This is a genomic window from Pseudomonas sp. FP215, assembly GCF_030687795.1.
Taxonomy (GTDB): domain Bacteria; phylum Pseudomonadota; class Gammaproteobacteria; order Pseudomonadales; family Pseudomonadaceae; genus Aquipseudomonas; species Aquipseudomonas salmasensis.
On sequence record NZ_CP117447.1, the window covers coordinates 1,732,521 to 1,750,519 of the forward strand.

The 17,999-nt window shown below is 55.1% G+C and carries 12 protein-coding genes and 6 pseudogenes; 12 read left to right on the top strand and 6 right to left on the bottom strand.

The genetic code is table 11. The features are described from left to right. Positions 1 to 39 precede the first annotated feature (39 nt). Both PSH76_RS07735 and PSH76_RS07740 read left to right on the top strand, forming a co-directional pair. Complete coding sequence (locus tag PSH76_RS07735) at positions 40 to 1,401, top strand: alpha/beta hydrolase (protein ID WP_305493834.1); 1,362 nt, start codon at positions 40 to 42, stop codon at positions 1,399 to 1,401. Positions 1,402 to 1,727: 326 nt separating this feature from the next. After that, a pseudogene (locus tag PSH76_RS07740) lies at positions 1,728 to 1,828 on the top strand (integrase); the annotation flags it as partial. Between the two features lie 7 nt (positions 1,829 to 1,835). Here PSH76_RS07740 and PSH76_RS07745 read toward each other — a convergent pair. Beyond that, positions 1,836 to 2,510, bottom strand: a pseudogene (locus PSH76_RS07745) (helix-turn-helix domain-containing protein); the annotation flags it as partial. Between the two features lie 104 nt (positions 2,511 to 2,614). Here PSH76_RS07745 and PSH76_RS07750 point away from each other — a divergent pair. The 3 genes and pseudogenes from PSH76_RS07750 (at position 2,615) to PSH76_RS07760 (ending at position 4,927) form a co-directional block, all read left to right on the top strand. Next, the gene (locus PSH76_RS07750) at positions 2,615 to 2,947 is read left to right on the top strand and encodes a transposase (protein WP_038441717.1); all 333 of its coding nucleotides are present in this window, start codon (positions 2,615 to 2,617) and stop codon (positions 2,945 to 2,947) included. A gap of 65 nt (positions 2,948 to 3,012) precedes the next feature. Then, positions 3,013 to 3,277: pseudogene (tnpB, locus tag PSH76_RS07755) on the top strand (IS66 family insertion sequence element accessory protein TnpB). Positions 3,278 to 3,358: 81 nt separating this feature from the next. Continuing rightward, on the top strand, positions 3,359 to 4,927 hold the full coding sequence (locus PSH76_RS07760) for an IS66 family transposase (RefSeq protein ID WP_038441719.1): 1,569 nt from the start codon (positions 3,359 to 3,361) through the stop codon (positions 4,925 to 4,927). Between the two features lie 22 nt (positions 4,928 to 4,949). Here the strand turns inward: PSH76_RS07760 and PSH76_RS07765 are convergent. Then, positions 4,950 to 5,135 (bottom strand): annotated as a pseudogene (locus PSH76_RS07765) (AraC family ligand binding domain-containing protein); the annotation flags it as partial. A gap of 83 nt (positions 5,136 to 5,218) precedes the next feature. On the opposite strand from PSH76_RS07765, the gene PSH76_RS07770 reads away from it, so the two are divergent. From PSH76_RS07770 to PSH76_RS07785, 4 genes are all read left to right on the top strand, one after another. Continuing rightward, a complete protein-coding gene (locus PSH76_RS07770; RefSeq protein ID WP_138762972.1) occupies positions 5,219 to 5,842 on the top strand; it encodes a glutathione S-transferase family protein in 624 nt (207 codons plus the stop codon). A 126-nt stretch (positions 5,843 to 5,968) separates the two neighbouring features. Continuing rightward, a complete protein-coding gene (locus PSH76_RS07775) occupies positions 5,969 to 7,312 on the top strand; it encodes a SidA/IucD/PvdA family monooxygenase (protein ID WP_034136062.1) in 1,344 nt (447 codons plus the stop codon). Between the two features lie 49 nt (positions 7,313 to 7,361). Further along, positions 7,362 to 8,699, top strand: a complete 1,338-nt coding sequence (ectB, locus tag PSH76_RS07780) for a diaminobutyrate--2-oxoglutarate transaminase (RefSeq protein WP_236710114.1) — start codon at positions 7,362 to 7,364, stop codon at positions 8,697 to 8,699. Continuing rightward, positions 8,689 to 9,594, top strand: coding sequence for a DMT family transporter (locus PSH76_RS07785; RefSeq protein ID WP_305493836.1), 906 nt, complete (start codon positions 8,689 to 8,691; stop codon positions 9,592 to 9,594). The genes ectB and PSH76_RS07785 overlap by 11 nt, the downstream gene beginning before the upstream one ends. A 357-nt stretch (positions 9,595 to 9,951) precedes the next feature. On the opposite strand, the gene PSH76_RS07790 is transcribed toward PSH76_RS07785, so the two are convergent. Next, positions 9,952 to 10,875: an Abi family protein gene (locus tag PSH76_RS07790; protein WP_235369442.1), complete on the bottom strand. Its 924-nt coding sequence runs from the start codon at positions 10,873 to 10,875 to the stop codon at positions 9,952 to 9,954. Positions 10,876 to 11,174: 299 nt separating this feature from the next. On the opposite strand from PSH76_RS07790, the pseudogene PSH76_RS30715 reads away from it, so the two are divergent. Continuing rightward, positions 11,175 to 11,327 (top strand): annotated as a pseudogene (locus PSH76_RS30715) (transposase domain-containing protein); the annotation flags it as partial. Here the strand turns inward: PSH76_RS30715 and PSH76_RS07795 are convergent. Further along, positions 11,258 to 12,267: pseudogene (locus PSH76_RS07795) on the bottom strand (NAD(P)-dependent alcohol dehydrogenase). The pseudogenes PSH76_RS30715 and PSH76_RS07795 sit on opposite strands and share 70 nt — an antisense overlap. A gap of 183 nt (positions 12,268 to 12,450) precedes the next feature. On the opposite strand from PSH76_RS07795, the gene PSH76_RS07800 reads away from it, so the two are divergent. Next, positions 12,451 to 13,350, top strand: a complete 900-nt coding sequence (locus PSH76_RS07800) for a LysR family transcriptional regulator (RefSeq protein ID WP_032897838.1) — start codon at positions 12,451 to 12,453, stop codon at positions 13,348 to 13,350. 191 nt (positions 13,351 to 13,541) lie between these two features. On the opposite strand, the gene PSH76_RS07805 is transcribed toward PSH76_RS07800, so the two are convergent. Together PSH76_RS07805 and PSH76_RS07810 are read right to left on the bottom strand one after the other, a co-directional pair. Beyond that, positions 13,542 to 14,216, bottom strand: coding sequence for a MarC family NAAT transporter (locus PSH76_RS07805; protein WP_014719246.1), 675 nt, complete (start codon positions 14,214 to 14,216; stop codon positions 13,542 to 13,544). Between the two features lie 93 nt (positions 14,217 to 14,309). Then, positions 14,310 to 15,218, bottom strand: coding sequence for a LysR family transcriptional regulator (locus PSH76_RS07810; protein ID WP_305493837.1), 909 nt, complete (start codon positions 15,216 to 15,218; stop codon positions 14,310 to 14,312). Positions 15,219 to 15,310: 92 nt separating this feature from the next. Here PSH76_RS07810 and PSH76_RS07815 point away from each other — a divergent pair, with 92 nt between their 5' ends. Next, complete coding sequence (locus PSH76_RS07815; RefSeq protein ID WP_305493838.1) at positions 15,311 to 17,647, top strand: membrane-bound PQQ-dependent dehydrogenase, glucose/quinate/shikimate family; 2,337 nt, start codon at positions 15,311 to 15,313, stop codon at positions 17,645 to 17,647. The last annotated feature ends 352 nt before the right edge of the window (positions 17,648 to 17,999 follow it).

Sequence of the window (17,999 nt, forward strand, 5' to 3'; positions counted from 1 at the left end):
CCCCGTTCTTACTGGATCGCGACACCTATGACTATGAGAATGAGTTGGGCGATCAAGCGTTTACTGACTGCTAATGCTGTTTTGCTGGCTGGGTGTTTCGGCGACGGCTCACCTCGGCTTCTGGAGCCTGCGGAAAAGCAGTTAGGGACTGGGGGGCCGATCACCATGCACTATCATTCGGCAGTTTATTACCCAGATGAAATTGCGCTTCGAGGGGGTGGGTATATCGTCGGGATAGAGAAAGGCGACCCCGGTGATATTCTAACGTCGGAGAAGGATTTGACGTTCGAGCAGCCTAACAGTGCAGACAAAATCGTCAGGAGTCAGCAGGACGCCGTTCACGAAGGCAAGATTATGTTTGTGTCGCACATCATTCGTAACCAGCCTCCATCGAGCACCAAAAGAAACTGCACCTTGTACGATGTCTACTACCGGCCGACCGTAGCAGCTGCACCTGTTCGTGGCTGTGATGAGACCCTTTCAGAGATTGCTGCAAAACATGCGTATCGCTCCGGCTGGCAAGGAATGGGCGCACTGCAGACTGCCTTGAGTGTCGATATAAAGTCTCCTTCATATACACACATCGTCGTAGTGGTTATGGGATGGAACACCGTACAGGAGGAAGCAGTTCGCAATATCAACTCCATCATCAGAGGGATCAAGCATGCCAGTGAAGAAAGCCCTGGAGCCTTCAAACCACTCGTCATAGGTGTGACATGGCCAAGCCAGTGGAACAGTCCATGGCTCGATCCCCTCTATAAGCTGACGAGCTTTGGAACGAAGGCAAAAGACGCCGATGAAGTGGGTCTCACCTGGCTGGGAATCCTTCTAGCAAACACTATTCCTCAGGCCAGCGCACAGGCACAGCGCAAGCTGCCAGTCATCGTGATAGGGCATAGCTTTGGGGCGCGAGCGGCGACCACGGCTGTTTGTGACGGACCAGTAATAGCTAATCCCTTGGGTATTCGGTCCTCGAAGCAAGCGGTAGATTTGCTCATAAACTATCAAGGGGCTTTCTTGACGGATAGATTGGTGGAGAGGGACGCGCACGGCGCGCTGCTAGACAAATGCCCTAGAGGCAATAGCATCGCTTTGACCTCTTCCAAGCATGATACTGCGGTCAAAAGCGCTCTCTGGGGTATCTATGCAGGTAGCGAAAAAAGCTTTCTAAAATACTGCTCCGAGCCATCAAAACTCATAAATTGCCTGAAAGCAGATGCCGCAGGAAAAACCACGCCGCCACCAACGTTGGGTAAAAAGCTGATGTACATCAATTCGGACGATTTGATCAACTACAACGCCTTTTACACCGGTGGTGGCGCCCACAGCGATATATATAGAGACGAGCAAGGCGCTCTTTCATGGTCTCTGATCAAGACGCTCAGTGGAAAAGGTAGCTAATAGCTTTAAGGCTACGCCACATCGTGGTGGTTCTCCCAAAGTGCGATTAGCGTCCAGCGGCTCGCACGGTCACTCACTAAGTGATGGATGCCCACTTCAGATCATTGCCATTGCGGCATTCCCCTCGTGACAATCGGCGTGACAAATACCGAAGTCACCCGCAACGGCCATACAGATAATGGTGCTGCAGCCAACGCAAGAGTGCACCTGACTGACAGTCAGGCATGCCCCAGTCATCGCTTCACTGCCTTCACCCGACTCAGAATTTCGCGGCGCCGGTTTCGTCAGCCAGTACAGTCTCCACCCGCCCACTTCTGCGCAAGTGAGCCACCGGCATGCGGCTGCGCGAGGCCATTTTTTGGCCGGCTTAACGCGCTTAAAACGTGAGGCCGAGCACTACGGCAAGATCAACATCCAAGATGGCACTTACAGGCTCAGGCACTGCTGTTACGGAAACTGCCCGGTGTAATGCCGACTACTTTTTTGAAGGCCCGGGTCATGTGGCTTTGATCGAAGAAGCCGCAAGTGAATGACGCTTCTGCGAGACTGGACCCGGTGCGCAGCAGTTTTTGGACCTGGGCGATTCTTTTCTGGATTTGATAGCTGTGGGGGGAGATGCCAACGCTTTTTTTGAACACCCGGATCAGGTAAAGAGGGTCGAGGTTCACCAGTTGCGCCAGCTCTTCCAGCGACAGATGTTTGTCGAACTCGTCTTCGAGCTTCTTCTTGATCTTTTGCACGGCGTGCTGCTCAGCCGCACTGACTGGTTCGATGGGCGCTCCGCTGCGCTCGAAAAGCTCTGTCACCAGATCCAGAAGGATAGTTTCCCGCTCAAGGCTGGGTGGGGATTTTTCAATGAGTTGATGCTGATGCAAAAAGATGCGGGCGAAGTCGGGGGCCTGGCTCAGAGCTGTTTGAAAAAGATGAATATGATCCTCTGAAAAGCGCCCTTGAAACACCGCACGATTGACCCACTCGGGGTCGATATAGAGCATTCGATACATCCAGCCCTCATCGTGGCCTGGCAAGCCGTCGTGGATCTCCCCAGGGGTAATGGTGACCACACTGCCAGCGACACCCATGTAGTAACTGCCGCGATAAAATAGCTTTGTATGCGTCCGGCCAACACACCTTCCTGACCCCGACGCCAAAGGCGATGGTGTCCACCTAATTTAAGTGGACACCATTTCTAGCCTTTTAAGCGGGTCTTTCCATGCAGCCACAACGCCGTTCCTACTCCAAATCCTTCAAGGCCCAGCTCATTCAAGAGTGTGCCCAGCCCGGCGCTTCGATTGCCAGCGTCGCACTCAGCCACAGCCTTAACGCGAACCTCGTCCACAAATGGATTCGAGTGCAAACGCAGAAAGCCATGGCGCTGCAACCTGCTTTCGTTCCGCTACCCTTGCAGCTAGCCGGAGGAAATTCGCAAGCTGCATCATCGAACATCTGCGTTGAAATCCAGCACCCGCGTGGCACCGTCAAAGTGAACTGGCCGACCGAAAGTGCTGCCGCCTGCGCCACCTTTCTGCGAGACCTGTTGCGATGATCCGCATCGACACCATCTGGCTCGCCACCGAGCCCATGGACATGCGCGCCGGCACCGACACTGCGATGGCTCGGGTGGTAGCAGTGTTCGGTGCGGCGCAGCCGCACTGTGCTTATCTGTTTGCCAACCGCCGTGCCAATCGCATGAAAGTGCTGGTGCACGGGGCTGGGCATCTGGCTGGCGGCGCGCAGGCTGCATCAGGGCAAGTTCTTCTGGCCGGGTTCCCGGCACGGTTCGCAGATAGAATTGGGCTCCGAGCAACTGCATGCTCTGGTGCTAGGTTTGCCTTGGCAAAGGGTCGGGCCAGGCAACGCGATTTCCATCGTATAACTTCTGCCATGCCCCATCTGGCTGTGCAATTGTCCGATCAGCCTATCGTTGGTTTTGACCTGTTCTGGCAAAATCGGCGGCATGACTTCGCTCCCTGATCTCAATCACCTGACCCCTGAACAACTGCGCGCTCTGGCAGCGCAGTTGATGCAGCGTGTCGAGACGCTGGACCAACAAGTCGAAACAATGGGCAAGACCGTCGAGACCATGGGTAAGAGGATCCATCATGGTCAAACGGTGATCGAAAAGTTGAGCCACGAGATCGCGCAGCTCAAGCGCTTCAAATTTGCCAAGCGTAGCGAGCAGTTGAGTCCGGAGCAGGCCAGCTTGCTCGATGACTTGATCGATACCGATATCGCGGCGATTGAGGCTGAGCTTCAGGCCTTGCAAACAGCTCCAACTCCAACCGAGGCAAAGCAAAAGCCCAAGCGCGCTGCGTTGCCGCCGGAGTTTCCACGCACCCTGATCCATCACGAACCGGACAACACTCACTGCCCATGCGGCTGCGCCCTCAAGCGTATCGGTGAAGACGTCAGCGAGAAACTGGACTACACGCCCGGCGTGTTTACCGTGGAGCGTCACATTCGCGGCAAGTGGGTTTGTGATGACTGCGAAACGCTGATCCAGGCGCCGGTTCCGGCGCAGGTCATCGACAAGGGCATCCCCACCGCCGGGCTGCTAGCCCATGTGATGATCGCCAAGTTCGCCGACCATTTGCCGCTCTATCGCCAGGAGTCGATTTTTGGTCGAGCCGGTTTGGCCATCCCACGCTCAACCTTGGCCCAATGGGTTGGCGTTACTGGCGTGCAGTTACAGCCTCTGGTGGATGCGCTGCGCGATGTAGTGCTCGGGCAGCAGGTCATTCACGCCGATGAAACACCCGTGCAGATGCTAATGCCGGGCTCGAAAAAAACTCATCGTTCCTATGTCTGGGCCTACGCCACCAGCCAACTCTGCGAAACAGCGGCTGTCGTCTACGACTTCAGCCCCAGCCGCGCCGGTGAGCATGCTCGTAACTTTCTGCAAGACTGGAAGGGCAAGCTGGTCTGTGATGATTTCGGTGGCTACAAGGCCAGCTTTGAACTCGGCGTAACCGAAATCGGTTGCATGGCCCATGCAAGACGCAAGTTCTTCGAGCTACACGCCACCAACAAGAGCCAGCTCGCCGAGCAGGCCTTGCGCTACATCCAGTTACTTTACGAAATCGAAAGTGAGATCCGCGACCTTGAACCGGATTTTCGCCACCGAATACGGCAGGAAAAAGCTGTGCCGGTGATGGGTGCACTGCATGCCTGGATGATCGCCCAGCGCCTACTTGTGCACGATGGCTCGGCTATCAGCAAAGCACTGGATTACAGCCTGAAACGCTGGACGGCGCTGTCGCGCTATCTCGATGACGGGGCCGTACCCATCGACAATAACTGGTGCGAGAACCAGATCCGGCCATGGGCGTTGGGTCGCAAGAACTGGCTCTTTGCAGGTTCACTGCGCAGCGGCAAACGGGCTGCGGCGATCATGAGCTTGATCCAGTCGGCGCGGCTCAATGGGCATGATCCGTATGCTTATTTGAAGGACGTCCTCACGCGCCTGCCGACGCAGCGGGCGAGTGAGATTGCGGAGCTGCTGCCGCATAGATGGCAACCGGTTTAGTTGCGCAAGGCGGGATGCCCGGACGCATACATAGCTTTTCAACACCGCTACTTATAACGCCGATAGCGTATCTGTCATGTGAATGTCGGCCGAAAGATTGGGTGCTATAACGCGCAGATAGCAACTCGCAGTCGCCTTCGGGTATACGCCAGAATTGAACAAAATCCTTATCTTTTTGAGGGGCTTTTTCACTGCGAATCCCGTCCATCCATTGTCCAGTTTTGTGCAATACGTATGAAAAAAAGGTCGCTAAATTTAGCATCTATTTCATAAAACAAGCTAGGGGATGCGATGTCTACAAAACTGGTAATTGGGGATTTTAATAAGTCGTCATGGTCATTTCGTGCGTGGCTGGTTCTTGTGACAGCCGACGTTTCGTTTGAAACCCTTCAGCTGAAACTGGAACAGAGCGACACCCGCCAGCAAATCCTCGAACACTCGCCTTCTGGCCGAGTCCCGGCACTGTTACTCAATGGCATAGTGATCAACGACAGCCTGGCCATCAGCGAATACGTTGCCGACGCCTATCCTGGCGCCAACCTCTGGCCCCAGGACCCGCAGGTCAAAGCACTCGCGCGCGCCGCAGCGGCGGAGATGCACTCCGGCTTCACGCACCTGCGCACACAGATGTCGTTCGGCCTGAACACCGGTGATACCCCTGAAACGCTTACCGCCCAGACGCGTGAAGAAGTCATGCGCGTGTTCGATATCTGGAACAACCTGCGCGCGCTGAGCGGTTCGAAGCAGTTCCTCTGCGGCGACTTCGGCATTGTCGATGCCATGTTTGTTCCGGTGGTATTTCGTTTCCGACGTTATGGCATTGCCATACCGGCACAAGTGCAGGGATATGTCGACAACATCCTGGCGTATGCACCGGTACAACAATGGTTGAAGCTGGCGGCACAAGAAGTTTAAAGAACAGCACTACCGATATCGATTAAAGATAACGACAAACAACTTTTGTTGACCGCATGCAGGAAAGACCTCAGGGGCTTTTCTGCTTTGCTGAGTCTGACTTTTGTAATAAATGGGGATAAAGCTGTGAGCGTTCATAACGTTAATACCAGTGATTCAGGGCGTGACGGGCAAGTCTACGATGTCATCGGTATAGGTTTTGGGCCCGCGAACATCGCCTTGGCCATTGCCTTGGAAGAATTAGGCTTTGCCGGAACACGCCTGTTCCTGGAGCGCCAGGGCAGTACGAAATGGCAACCGCAGATGATGCTGTCGGGCAGCGATATCCAGAATCATCCGAGCCGCGATCTGGTGACGCCACGCAACCCGCGCAGCCGCTACACCTTCACCAACTTCCTGTTCGAAAATGATCGGCTTTTCGAGCACCTCAATCTTGGTTTGGAGTTTCCGCTGCGCAGCGAATTCGCCGAGTACGTGCGCTGGGTCGCGGGTTTCTTTGCCAAAGACGTGGTTTACAACCAGGCCGTGACATCGATTCAGGCAGACCCTGTCAGCAACCTGTATTGCGTGACTACGCAAACCGGGAGCAAGTTTTTTGCCCGCTCGCTGGTCGTCGCACCCGGGCGGACACCCGTGATCCCGCAGGCATTCACCGACTGCGCCGCCGACCAGGTTTTCCATTTGACCCAGTACCTCGGGCGGTTGGCGCAACTAGCGCAACAGCGCGAGTTGAAGCGGGTCGCGGTAGTAGGCGGCAGCCAGAGTGCGATCGAGATCATGCTGCACCTGCGCCATAGCTACCCACACCTCGAGATCATCAACATCCAGCGCGGCTACGGTTTCCGCCTCAAGGACACCAGCCAGTTCAGCGAGCATGTGTACTTCCCGTCCTTTGTTGACCAGTACTACAACAGTTCCGCCGAAGCGAAGAAGAACATCAACCGCCACTTGCATTACACCAACTACTCCGCTGCCGACGCCGACGTGATCTCGGAGTTGTATGTAGGCATGTATGAAGACAAGTTGCAGGGTAAAAACAGAACCACCATCAAGAGTTTCAGTGACATCCAGGCTTGCACAGCCACCGGCCACAGCTACTCGCTGACGCTACTCGACACCCAGGCCGGGACCACCGAACAACTGCCTGAGTTGGACGCTGTCGTGCTGGCTACCGGATTCCGCAACCTGGGCACCGGCGCCCAAGACGAACGTTTCCCCTCCATTCTGCGCGACCTGGCCGAAAGCCTGGACTGTGATGCCCAGGGCGTGATTCGCATCGGACGTGATTATCGCCTGTCCGCGCGCGCAGGCTGCAACTTACCGGCGCTTTACCTCAACGGTTTGTGCGAGTCGTCCCACGGCTACGGCGATGCAGGCTCCTTCAGCCTGTTGTCGCTGCGGGCCCGGGAAATTTTCACGTCGTTGAGCGAACAACTGGGGCTGGAAGACGCCGCAGAAAAAATCGCCTGAGTCGCCTTTGATCGCACGCACCTCGACCCCTTATATGAGTAGGCCGTAAATGGAAATTTCAGGAATGGATGAGTTGGGTATATTTGCCGAGGTCGAGTCCCAGGCGCGAAGTTATTGCCGCAGTTTCCCCGTGGTCTTCGACCAGGCTCAGGGCAGCTATCTGTACGACCTCAAGGGGCAGGCCTACATCGACTTTCTAAGTTGCGCCGGCTCGGTCAACTATGGTCACAACCCTAAACCGGTCAAGGCAGCGGTAATCGACTACTTGCAACGTGACGGGATCCAGGCGGCGCTGGACATGCACAGCCGGGCCAAGCAGGAGTTTCTCTTCAACTTGCGCAAGATCATTCTTGAGCCACGGGCGCTGTCTTACAAAATGCAGTTCACCTCGCCCACTGGCACCAGCGTGGTGGAGTCGGCCATCAAACTGGCGCGCAAGGTCACCGGGCGGCAGCACATCGTCGCGTTCACCAATGGCTTTCACGGGATGTCGAACACCTCGCTGGGGCTGACCGGAAACCGCGATAATCGCCAACCTGGCGTCGATCCCTATGTGTTCCGCATGCCCTACGACGGATACCTAAAAGGTCTGGATTCCGTCGAGTATTTCGAACGTTTGCTGAACGACAACAGCTCTGGCATGGATCTTCCGGCGGCGGTGATTCTGGAAACCATTCAGGGCGAAGGCGGAATCAACGTAGCGTCTTCCGACTGGCTGGTGCGTTTGCGCAAACTGACGGCTGAGCACGACATCCTGCTGATCATCGATGATATCCAGGCCGGTTGCGGCCGCACCGGGACCTTCTTCAGTTTCGAGCCGTCCGGTATCACCCCGGACATGGTCTGCCTGTCGAAATCCCTCAGTGGTTACGGACTGCCGTTCGCCCTGCTGCTGCATCGTCCAGAGCTGGATCAATGGTCGCCCGGCGAAGACAACGGCACCTTCCGTGGCAACACCCTGGCCTTCGTCGCCGCGACCAAAACCTTGCAGGAATTCTGGAGCGACGACCGTCTGGTCAAGCACATCCAGGCCAATGAAACGCTCCTGAAGTCCTGGTTCGCCAAGGTCACCGAGCGCTTCGCTGTGCATATCAAGCAGGTGCGTGGTCGCGGGCTGTTTTATGGCATCGAGTTCCACGATGCGTCCTTGACCGCCGCGGTCACGCGCGCGTGCTTTACGCGCCGATTGATCATCGAGCGCTGCGGCCCGCAAGATCAGGTGCTCAAGTTGATGCCGGCCCTGACCATCGACGCAGAAACCCTGCAGAGCGGACTGGCGAGCATTTTTGAGGCCATGCAGCAGGTACTGGAATACCCCTCGTCCAGCGAATCGGACACGGATACAGATACGTTGCGCTTTACCAATGAGGTCTCCCATGTCGACTAATAACAACCGGGCAATCATCGAGCTGACCATCGGCGGGCTGATGCTCAGCCTGTCAGCACTGGCGGTGGCTTTCGCCCATATCGGCGCCGGTGGTGCCGGATTCTATCGGATGCTGATCGCCTCGATCCTGTTCTTCCTGCTCCTCAAGGTGCGCAAGACGCCGGTGCGACTCAAAATCGCCAAGGCCCAGCTCTACACTGCACTGGCCGGAGTATTTCTGGCGATCGACCTGGTGCTGTGGCATCAGAGCATCTACATCGTTGGCCCGGGCATCGGATCGATCCTGACCAACTGCCAGGTGTTCTTCATGACCTTGCTGGGGCTGTACCTGTTGAAGGAAAAGCCCTCGATCTACTTCCTGATTTCCATCTCGCTGGCCTTCGTCGGGCTGTACCTGTTGCTGTTGCCAGAAATGACCAGCGGAGTCGGGATCAAAGGCGTGGTGTATGGGGTGCTGTCGGGGCTGGCGTATGCCATTTGCGTGTACTTCCTGAAGCTCAATACTCAGCTGCCTGATGGTGGCGGTGACAAGATTGCGCAGATGCTCAACTTGAGTCTGTGGGCAGCCCTGGTATTGCTGGTATACGCGCTGGCGACCGGGGAAAGCCTGGCCATTGTGGACGGACAAACCTTGGTGATGCTGGTGATTTACGGGGTACTGGTGCAATTCGTCGGTTGGTTGCTGGTCAATCGTTCGATCGGCGCCCTCAGCCTGGGGCTGGCCGGACTGATCCTGCTGCTCGAACCGGTGATCACTTACTTCATCGACGTCGCTTTTCTCGGCAAGGCAAGCTCCTCGCTACAGATCGCCGGCGCGCTACTGACTATCTTCGCGGTGTACATCGGCTCAATCAAGCCGCCGGAAAAGGCTCAGAACTTACCTGAGGCTATCTGACGGATGAGGGGGGGGCACGGCATCTGTGAACCTGGTTGCGTGCCCCCAATCGATAAGCTACGTGCAGGCCTACAAGGTTTGCGCGTAGTCGTTTATATCCGTTGCGGCCAACTTCTCGGACCGGGCAGATCGTGCCAGCTCACAAATAAGGACGAGAAAAAGCTGCTGAATCTGCGGCTAATCGTTCTTTCGGGATCTTCGCTTCCTCGCGCATCTCAACGACTAGTGTTTCCGGGATCATTTGAGCCGTGTACTGGGCGTGTTTGGTTAGATCGATGTAACGCTATGCGCAGTGATAGCGCCTGAGGCGCGTGATGGTGCTTGTTATTGCTGACACCGGACGGTAAAGACGGGATTTCAGATGCCGAACAAATGCCGCGGAAAACCATCTTCAGAAGGAAGCCCGAGGGACCCGAACGGGCACCCAGGAAGGTTAGGTTTGGAATCTATGACATACGCAACATGTCGGATCCAGTCTGAGCTTGGTCCGATACGTTGTACCAGGAACCAGATGATAGCGATCTGTCCGTAAAGACGGGTGAGTGCACTGTGATCCAACTTCAACGTTTGGAAGTAAGGCTCTGCAGGAAGATCAGGAAGCGCATTCGCTGATACCTGATTCCAAATACGACTGTGATGTGCGCAGCGATTTCTAAGAGTGTTAATTTCTTGCAGCCAAAGCTTGAGTGTCCTGGTGTTCGAGACGCCCAGGCGCTGTGCGATACGGTTTTGGTGGTTGCCCTTGAGTATCTCGTAGTACTTGGAGAGCGTACCGAAGTCCCAGGCCTCAATGGCTACCCAGAAAGGAATCGCCTTGCGATTTCGTTTGTGCCACTCAATGCAGTCCTCTTGGCTGCGGGCAACTAGACCGTTTTGTCTTTCAAGCCACTCTAGCCAAGTGTTGCGTTGCCTTTTGCTTCTATCCGTCCAGTTTTGGGTCTGCTTTGGGACGATGAAACTGGGATCCGTATAGGCCAACGCCCCGTAATACCCGACTTCATGGGCAGTGACAGTTCGAACGTGGATCTCGATTCGCTCGATGGCATCAAGCATTAATTGGCGCAACTTTTTGTCGAAAAGGTAAAGGCTAAACGCGTCGTCGAATGTGGTATCGGGAAGGAAGGAGTTTTGTCGAAGGGGCTTTTGGGTCACATCGCAGAGCACAACATTCTGCAAGTGGTCTCGTACAAAATCCCGCGCCGGGAACCAGTAACCACTCAGACGGTAGTAGCCTACCTGAGCAAGTTTGCGTTCCGAACGGGCTGGGTTGGCAATGCCCATACCGCGTTCAATCAGTAACGCAACGAGGTCTGGGTAAGTCCGAAAGGGCTTCGGTGGCGAGAGCTGTTGCAACTGCCATGTTCCATAAACAAGAAGGCCCGAACATAGAGCTGGACGAGCCAGCCCCAGAGGATCGGGCGCTATTGGGTCCAATTTTCGGCTATCAGCGTCTCAGTGTCAATCGACTGGCAGCGTGCGTGAGTAGGCTGAGTGTATAGGACTATCAGCGCCTGAGAGCTTTGGAGAATTTATGAATTTGTCACTTTTGATTAATCTTGAGTGGGCTGGAGAAGGGCGGAGGGCATGATCCGTATGCTTATTTGAAGGCCGTGCTCACGCGCCTGCCGTCGCAGCGGGCGAGGGAAATTGAAGCGGCCCGGTCCTACGCGATTTTGATTACTACCTTACCAAAGGCGCCTCTTGCCAAATGTTCGTACGCTTCGCGTGCTTGATCGAATGGATACACGTGGTCGATTACCGGGCGAATCTTGTGCTCATTCAAGAATTCGTTCATTCGGTCAAATGACGAGCGTGGAGCAACGGCTATGCCGCGGATCGTTGTTTGCCGGAAAATCATAGGCATCAGGTTCAAGGCAGAGGTCTGGCCTGTCAGAAAGCCGATCTGTGCGATACGTCCACCTGCCTTTGTTGCAGCAATCGATTGATTGATGCCGTCACCGCCTGCCACATCCAGCAGGAGATCCACTCCCTTGCCGTCAGTGAGCTTCAAAACTTCCTCTGCCCAATCAGGGGTGGTGCGATAGTTCACGCCCGCAACCGCGCCCAGTTTTTTACAGCTTCCAGATTGTCATCACGGCTGGAGGTGACGATAACCTTGGCTCCCAAAGCCGTAGCAATTTGTGCTGCAAACACAGAAACACCTCCAGATCCCTGAACCAAGACGGTTTGGCCGGCCTCGATCTGGCCATAATCGACGAGCGCATACCACGCCGTCAGAGCCGCAATGGGAAGGGTCGCTGCTTCCTCATCTGACATGTTGTCGGGGGCACGTACTGCGCTGTCTTCATGGATGATCATGTATTGCGCCAGACCACCAGGCAATGGCGAGCCGAAGCAGTAGTTGGGTTCATCTGGCCCAGGCATGCCGTCCAACCAACGTGAGTAGAGGTGTGAGTTGACCCGATCTCCGATAGCAAAGCGGCTGACACCTTCACCTACTGCCACGACAGTCCCCGCCGCATCGCTGATGGGGATCAGCGGCTTGGGCACCATGTGCGGTTCATAGATGCCGTCAACGATGGCCTTGTCCCGGAAATTGAGTGATACGGCGCCTACTTTTACCAGCAGCTCACCCGCTTGGGGCGCGGGGGTTTCCGTTTCGCCCTGCACCAGATTATCCAAGCCGAAATCTTTCAGAAGCCACGCTTTCATTTTCTGTCTCCAACAATTTTGAATGTGCAGGGGAGGAACGCTCCTCCTTTACGCTGAGGACATTGTTGAGGTTTCGCGGCTCTAGATAAATGTGCAGAAACCAACAGGATTGTTATCCTGATCAGCAACAATCATCCCGTTAACACGCTTCACGAGAAGAGACTTATGGAGCTTCTACAGTCGATGCAAGTATTCGCCAAGCTAGCGGAGTTGGGGAGCTTCACCAAAGTCGCTGAGGCAATGCAGGCCGGGCGCCCTCACGTCACACGCACCATTCAGGATTTGGAAGCCTCGCTGGGTGTTCGTCTGTTCCAGCGCACTACGCGTAAAGTAAAACTGACTGCTGAGGGCGAGCGGTTTTACGAACGCGTCAAAGAGATTTTGGCAACCATCGCAGAAACCACTTCCATGTTCGACCGTAGTGGGTCGACGTTGCGTGGGCGGCTTCGAATTGACATCCCCACTGCATTTTCCCAGCACAGTTTCATGGAAAGCCTCAGGAGATTTACCGAGGCATTTCCCGACATCGAGCTTGCGCTAGGCGTGACCGACCGTACGGTAGATCTCGTAGCCGAGGGCATCGACTGTGTATTGCGCATTGGTGACCTCCCGGATTCAAGCATGGTGGCTAGAGAAATTGGCACCGCCACCATGGTGACCTGTGCGTCTGCAGGTTATCTCCAAGCCTGCGGTGCACCCATAACCCTACAAGATCTAGTAGACCACCAATGTGTCAGCTTCCTTTCCGGTCAAAATAACAGACCGCTGCCTTGGCACTTCTCGGTAGACGGCGAAGATCGTCCACATACGCCTCGGGGTGGAATCACCGTGAATGAGTCGAATGCCTACGTTCAATGCGGTGTTGCAGGCTTCGGCATTGTTCAAGCGCCTGGAATTGCCGTTGAGACATTCCTCGCAAGCGGAGAACTGGTTGAGGTGCTCAAGGCATTTCGTCCAAAGCCTCGTCTGGTTTCCGTGCTTTATCCAAGCAGAACGCATCTTGCGCCTCAGGTCGAGGCATTTGTGGATTGGCTGAGGGAGCATTTTCCGGTGCTACACCCCAACTGGTTCACCGCGCACTAACCATTGTTTTGTAGTGGGACTAGTCGTAACTGGCCAATGTTGATTTTGTCCGAGTCTGGCCCCCTAGCTTCCTGAGGGCGGCAAAGCGTCAGTTCTCCATAGGCGTAGGAACACCCATTCACCTGGTGCTAGCGAATGTGGCCGCGGGAATATCAACGGCCTTTAATAATTCACTATTATGAGAACTATGATCAGTGCATAGGTGTAGACGCTAACTCAAAACCACCATTGATAACGAACTGAACGCCCATACAAACCAGTAGAAAACCAACGACTCGGGAAATTGCATCGATTCCTGACTCACCAAGCACTTTCATGATTCGCCCCGAACATCGTAAAGCTATCCAGAAAATAAGCGCAGTAATGATGAATACGGTTGCGGCTGCAAGGTGAATGACGAGTGGCAGGGTCTGGTAGGTCGACTGCAGGGTAGAGGCGGAGCTGATAAGCAACGCTATCGTGCCGGGGCCTGCTGCACCAGGAAGAGCTAAAGGTACAAATGACAGATCGCGGAAATGTGGGGTTGATTTCTCTTTCTCTGAAAGGAAATCTTTCTGAACCTCTGTTTCGTCAGGTGTCGTTGCTGGAAAAAGCATGGCGAAACCGATGTAGGTAACGATCAGGCCTCCGGCTATTCTCAAGCCGGGGACAGATATTCCGAATACCTGCATTACCAGGCTGCCTCCGTAGAAGCTGACAAACATAATCAGAGCTACATATAAGCTTGCCTTCAGGATTTGCCGGTTACGCTCTACTGTAGGCAGCTTTCCTCCAAGGCCTAGTAAAAGGGAGATGCTAGTTAGAGGATTGGCCATAGGAAGCAGGGCCAATAGTCCAATAAGAACATGATGAAAGTAATTGCCCATAGTGTTTTTACTCGGTTATGCAACGAATAGGAGGCTATAAGATTATTAAGGTCGTACGTCATCTGCCCTAACGAACCGATATCAAGTCAGGACTCAATCGGGAAAGTATTTTTTTGCCTCTTCCGTGGTATAGCGCAGAAAGATCTGCACCGCCTGCGGAATCAAGCGTCGTGACAGTAGAAAAGCATACAGCGACATGTTCTGGAGGGTATAGCCAGGTAAAATACGTACCAGTTTTTTTCCGCTCTCAACGGCCTCATTGGCGCTGGGCAAATTGAACTGCGCGATGCCAAGTCCGCGCAGAGTAAGATCCATGCGCGCATCGTTCGGTGTGGCAAGCAGGATGGCTTGCACCGGCATCAGGTGTTTATGTCCTTGGGGGTCGATGAGCTCCCACTCGGGTTCTCCCTGACGCCCAAGGCAGGGCCATTGCAGGAGATCGTCCGGTACACGGGGAGGTTTCCTGCCGGCCAGTAACAGGGGAGAAGCGAATAACCCTTGTGGCATTGAACAGATTGGCCGAGCAACCAGCGACTTGTTAATCACTTCGGCGCGGCGATGACTGAAGTAGACATCCACTGGCTCTTCAATGGGGTTTGGCACGCGTGTGCTGGCCTCCACTTCAAAATGAATTTCGTGCTGTTCTTCCAGCATTCGAGCGATAGCCGGGTTGATAAACCAGTGCACAACCTCGGGCGATCCGACGACCCGGATACGTCCTCTAATTTTTCCATCATCCGACTTGATCGCGCTTTCAACCTCCTGAAGGCCTTCGAACAAGGGCGCGATTTCGCTATAGAGCCGCTCGCCCGGGTCCGTCAATCGCATAGAGGGCATCCGATTGAACAAGCGCAGACCCAGGTGCTCCTCCAGCCGGGTCACGGCGCGACTGATGCTTGAAGTGTTCTGCCCAAGCCGTTCAGCCGCACGGCTGAAGTTCAATGTTTGCGCGGCAACGAGGAAGGTGTGGTATTCGCTCCACATGGCGTTGCTTTTATGCAATGTATAGTTGCTCCATATGGCATGGCTAAAATTAATAGACTAACACTATCATAACCAAGTCTGAGAGCCATTTAGCGTATAGGAGTTCAACTGTGACCTCGATAAATCGTATTTTTGCCAGCCTAGTTGCCTTGATGGGGCTGGGGCTATTGTTAGGTGGAGCTTACCTCTTAACCCTTGGCGGATCGTTTTATTACGTGCTGGCCGGATGGGCCTATCTGAGCGCTGGCGTCATGCTTTGGCGTAGGCAAGTTTGTGGAGTATGGCTGCTGGTAGCGGTTGCCGTGCTGAGTGTTCCATGGGCGCTCTGGGAGTCAGGCACGTTCTATTGGGCGCTGTTTCCACGCCTGCTCGTACCGGCAGCGTTGGCGAGCATCGGCTTGCTCCTGTTATCCACTTGGTCGCCTGCGGACTCCCGGCGTCGGATACGCGGCCTGGGTGTACTAGCGCTATTAGGGACGGCTGTGTTCTTTGGGTTTGCCTTTACTCCACATGGTGTCGTCTCGCCTGTCTCGGGCACACCTTTTACTGCAGCAGCCACAAACACCACGCCTTCAAATTGGTCCGCATATGGCCGAACCACTGCGGGTACGCGCTACGCGCCCTTTACGCAGATCAACCGTGACAACGTTCAGGACCTGAAAGTGGCCTGGACCTATCGTACCGGCGCGAAGATCCAGTTGGACAAGGGCGCCGTGGATTCGAACACCCCATTGCAAATTGAAGATACGTTGTTCACTTGCACACCCGATGATCGCATTGCTGCCATCGATGCAGATACGGGGGTAGAACGTTGGAAATTCGATACCCATAGTGCATCTCCTATCTGGAACCGTTGCCGCGGCCTGGGTTACTACAAGCTCAAGGAGGCGCCGGCTGATGGCGTCTGTGCGGAACGAATCGTCAATTCCACCATCGATGCGCGCCTGATCGAACTAGATGCCAAGACCGGCAAGCAGTGCCCAGGTTTTGGCAGCGACGGCGTCGTCGACCTGAAGCAGGGCATGGGCGACGTTAAGCCTGGGTTCTACTTTCAGACTTCCGCGCCGCTGGTGGCGCGCGACTACATTATTATCAGTGGCTGGGTAGTTGATAACTACAGTCGCGGTGAGCCGTCAGGCGTGATCCGCGCCTTTGATGCCCGCACCGGCGCACTGGCATGGGCGTGGGACCTGGGCAACCTGGACATAACCGGCTTGCCACCGGCGGGGCAGACCTACACGCCCGGCACGCCCAATATGTGGACCGCCGCTGCCTATGACGACCAGTTGGGTCTTATCTATGCGCCGCTGGGAAATGCCACGCCGGACTTTTTCGGCATGGAGCGACCACCGCACTCGGATGAATACAACTCTTCCCTTGTCGCCCTCGATATCATGACGGGCCGCCCGAAATGGAAATTCCAGACCGTCCATCACGACATCTGGGACTACGACTTGCCTTCTCAACCCGCGCTGGTCGATTTGCCTGACGGCCAAGGCGGAACCGTCCCCGGGGTATTGCAAACCACCAAGCGTGGCCAGCTTTTTCTGCTAAATCGCGCCACCGGAGAGCCGATTGCGGACGTCGTCGAAAAGCCCGTGCCTACGGCCGGTGCGGTACCTGAAGAAAAGCTTTCGCCTACACAGCCTTATTCGGTAGGGATGCCGACTATCGGTGCCGAACACCTCACCGAGAAGAAGATGTGGGGGGCAACCATGTTCGACCAACTCATGTGCCGCATCATGTTCAAGCAACTGCGCTACGAGGGCGACTTCACGCCGATCGGTCTGACCAAGGCGCTGGATCAGCCCGGCAATATCGGAGGATTCAACTGGGGTAGCGTCTCCTACGACCCCGTTAATCATCTGGCTTATATGAACGATATCCGGGTGCCGAACATCTTTTGGCTGATGCCTCGTGATGAATTCAATACTTGGACAAAAACCCACCAGATCGAGGTGAGCGGACATGGGCCGTCACCGCAGTTGAAAACACCTTACGGTCAAGCCATTTATATCTGGATGTCATCCCTAGGGGTTCCGTGCAACCAGCCGCCCTATGGGACCGTCACGGCGGTCGATCTGAATACGCACAAGGTGGCCTGGCAAGTGCCGGCTGGCACCACAGAGCAATTGGGGCCACTGGGTATCGCATCACACCTGCCCATGCCCATGGGCATGCCAACTTATGCAGGAACGATGACCACGGCAGGCGGCCTCGTATTCTTTGCCGGTTATCAGGACTACTACATCCGGGCATACGACGGGCAAAGTGGCAAACTCGTCTGGGAACATGAATTACCGGTCGGCGCCAGCGCCACGCCGATCTCCTACGTCTCGCCGACGACGGGCAAACAGTACGTTGTCATTTCCGTAGGCGGGGCAGCGCATTCTCCCGACACCGGTGACTATGTAATGGCCTTCAGCCTTCCGACATCCCAACCGTGAAGCGTCTGCAGCGACAGCAAAAGAAGGCGTTACCTGTACATGGTCGCTTGCCTGACGTTGTCGCCCATATGCCGCAGGCCAATGAGTTACCCTGCTTTGCCAAGCTAACCGAGCGCGACTGACTTTCATGGCATGATGCGCTCGCGCTACATAGCGTTTCTATGTCTCCACCACGTTTCGTGGCACCGGTGTGACTAACAGGTAGCAAATGACTGTTAATCATTGGGTCGCTGATTCGAGTCCAGGTCGTGGAGCCAGATAGAAAAAAGCCTGCAGAGATGCAGGCTTTTTTTGCCTGGGATTTGGCCCGTCAACCCAAAGCGGGTTGGAAGAAATCAAAAACCTGGACATG

Coding starts and splice junctions, on each gene's coding strand:
- PSH76_RS07735 (WP_305493834.1), top strand. CDS start 40: ATGAGTTGGGCGATCAAGCGTTTACTGACTGCTAATGCTGTTTTGCTG.
- PSH76_RS07750 (WP_038441717.1), top strand. CDS start 2,615: ATGCAGCCACAACGCCGTTCCTACTCCAAATCCTTCAAGGCCCAGCTC.
- PSH76_RS07760 (WP_038441719.1), top strand. CDS start 3,359: ATGACTTCGCTCCCTGATCTCAATCACCTGACCCCTGAACAACTGCGC.
- PSH76_RS07770 (WP_138762972.1), top strand. CDS start 5,219: ATGTCTACAAAACTGGTAATTGGGGATTTTAATAAGTCGTCATGGTCA.
- ectB (WP_236710114.1), top strand. CDS start 7,362: ATGGAAATTTCAGGAATGGATGAGTTGGGTATATTTGCCGAGGTCGAG.
- PSH76_RS07785 (WP_305493836.1), top strand. CDS start 8,689: ATGTCGACTAATAACAACCGGGCAATCATCGAGCTGACCATCGGCGGG.
- PSH76_RS07790 (WP_235369442.1), bottom strand. CDS start 10,875: ATGGGCATTGCCAACCCAGCCCGTTCGGAACGCAAACTTGCTCAGGTA.
- PSH76_RS07800 (WP_032897838.1), top strand. CDS start 12,451: ATGCAAGTATTCGCCAAGCTAGCGGAGTTGGGGAGCTTCACCAAAGTC.
- PSH76_RS07805 (WP_014719246.1), bottom strand. CDS start 14,216: ATGGGCAATTACTTTCATCATGTTCTTATTGGACTATTGGCCCTGCTT.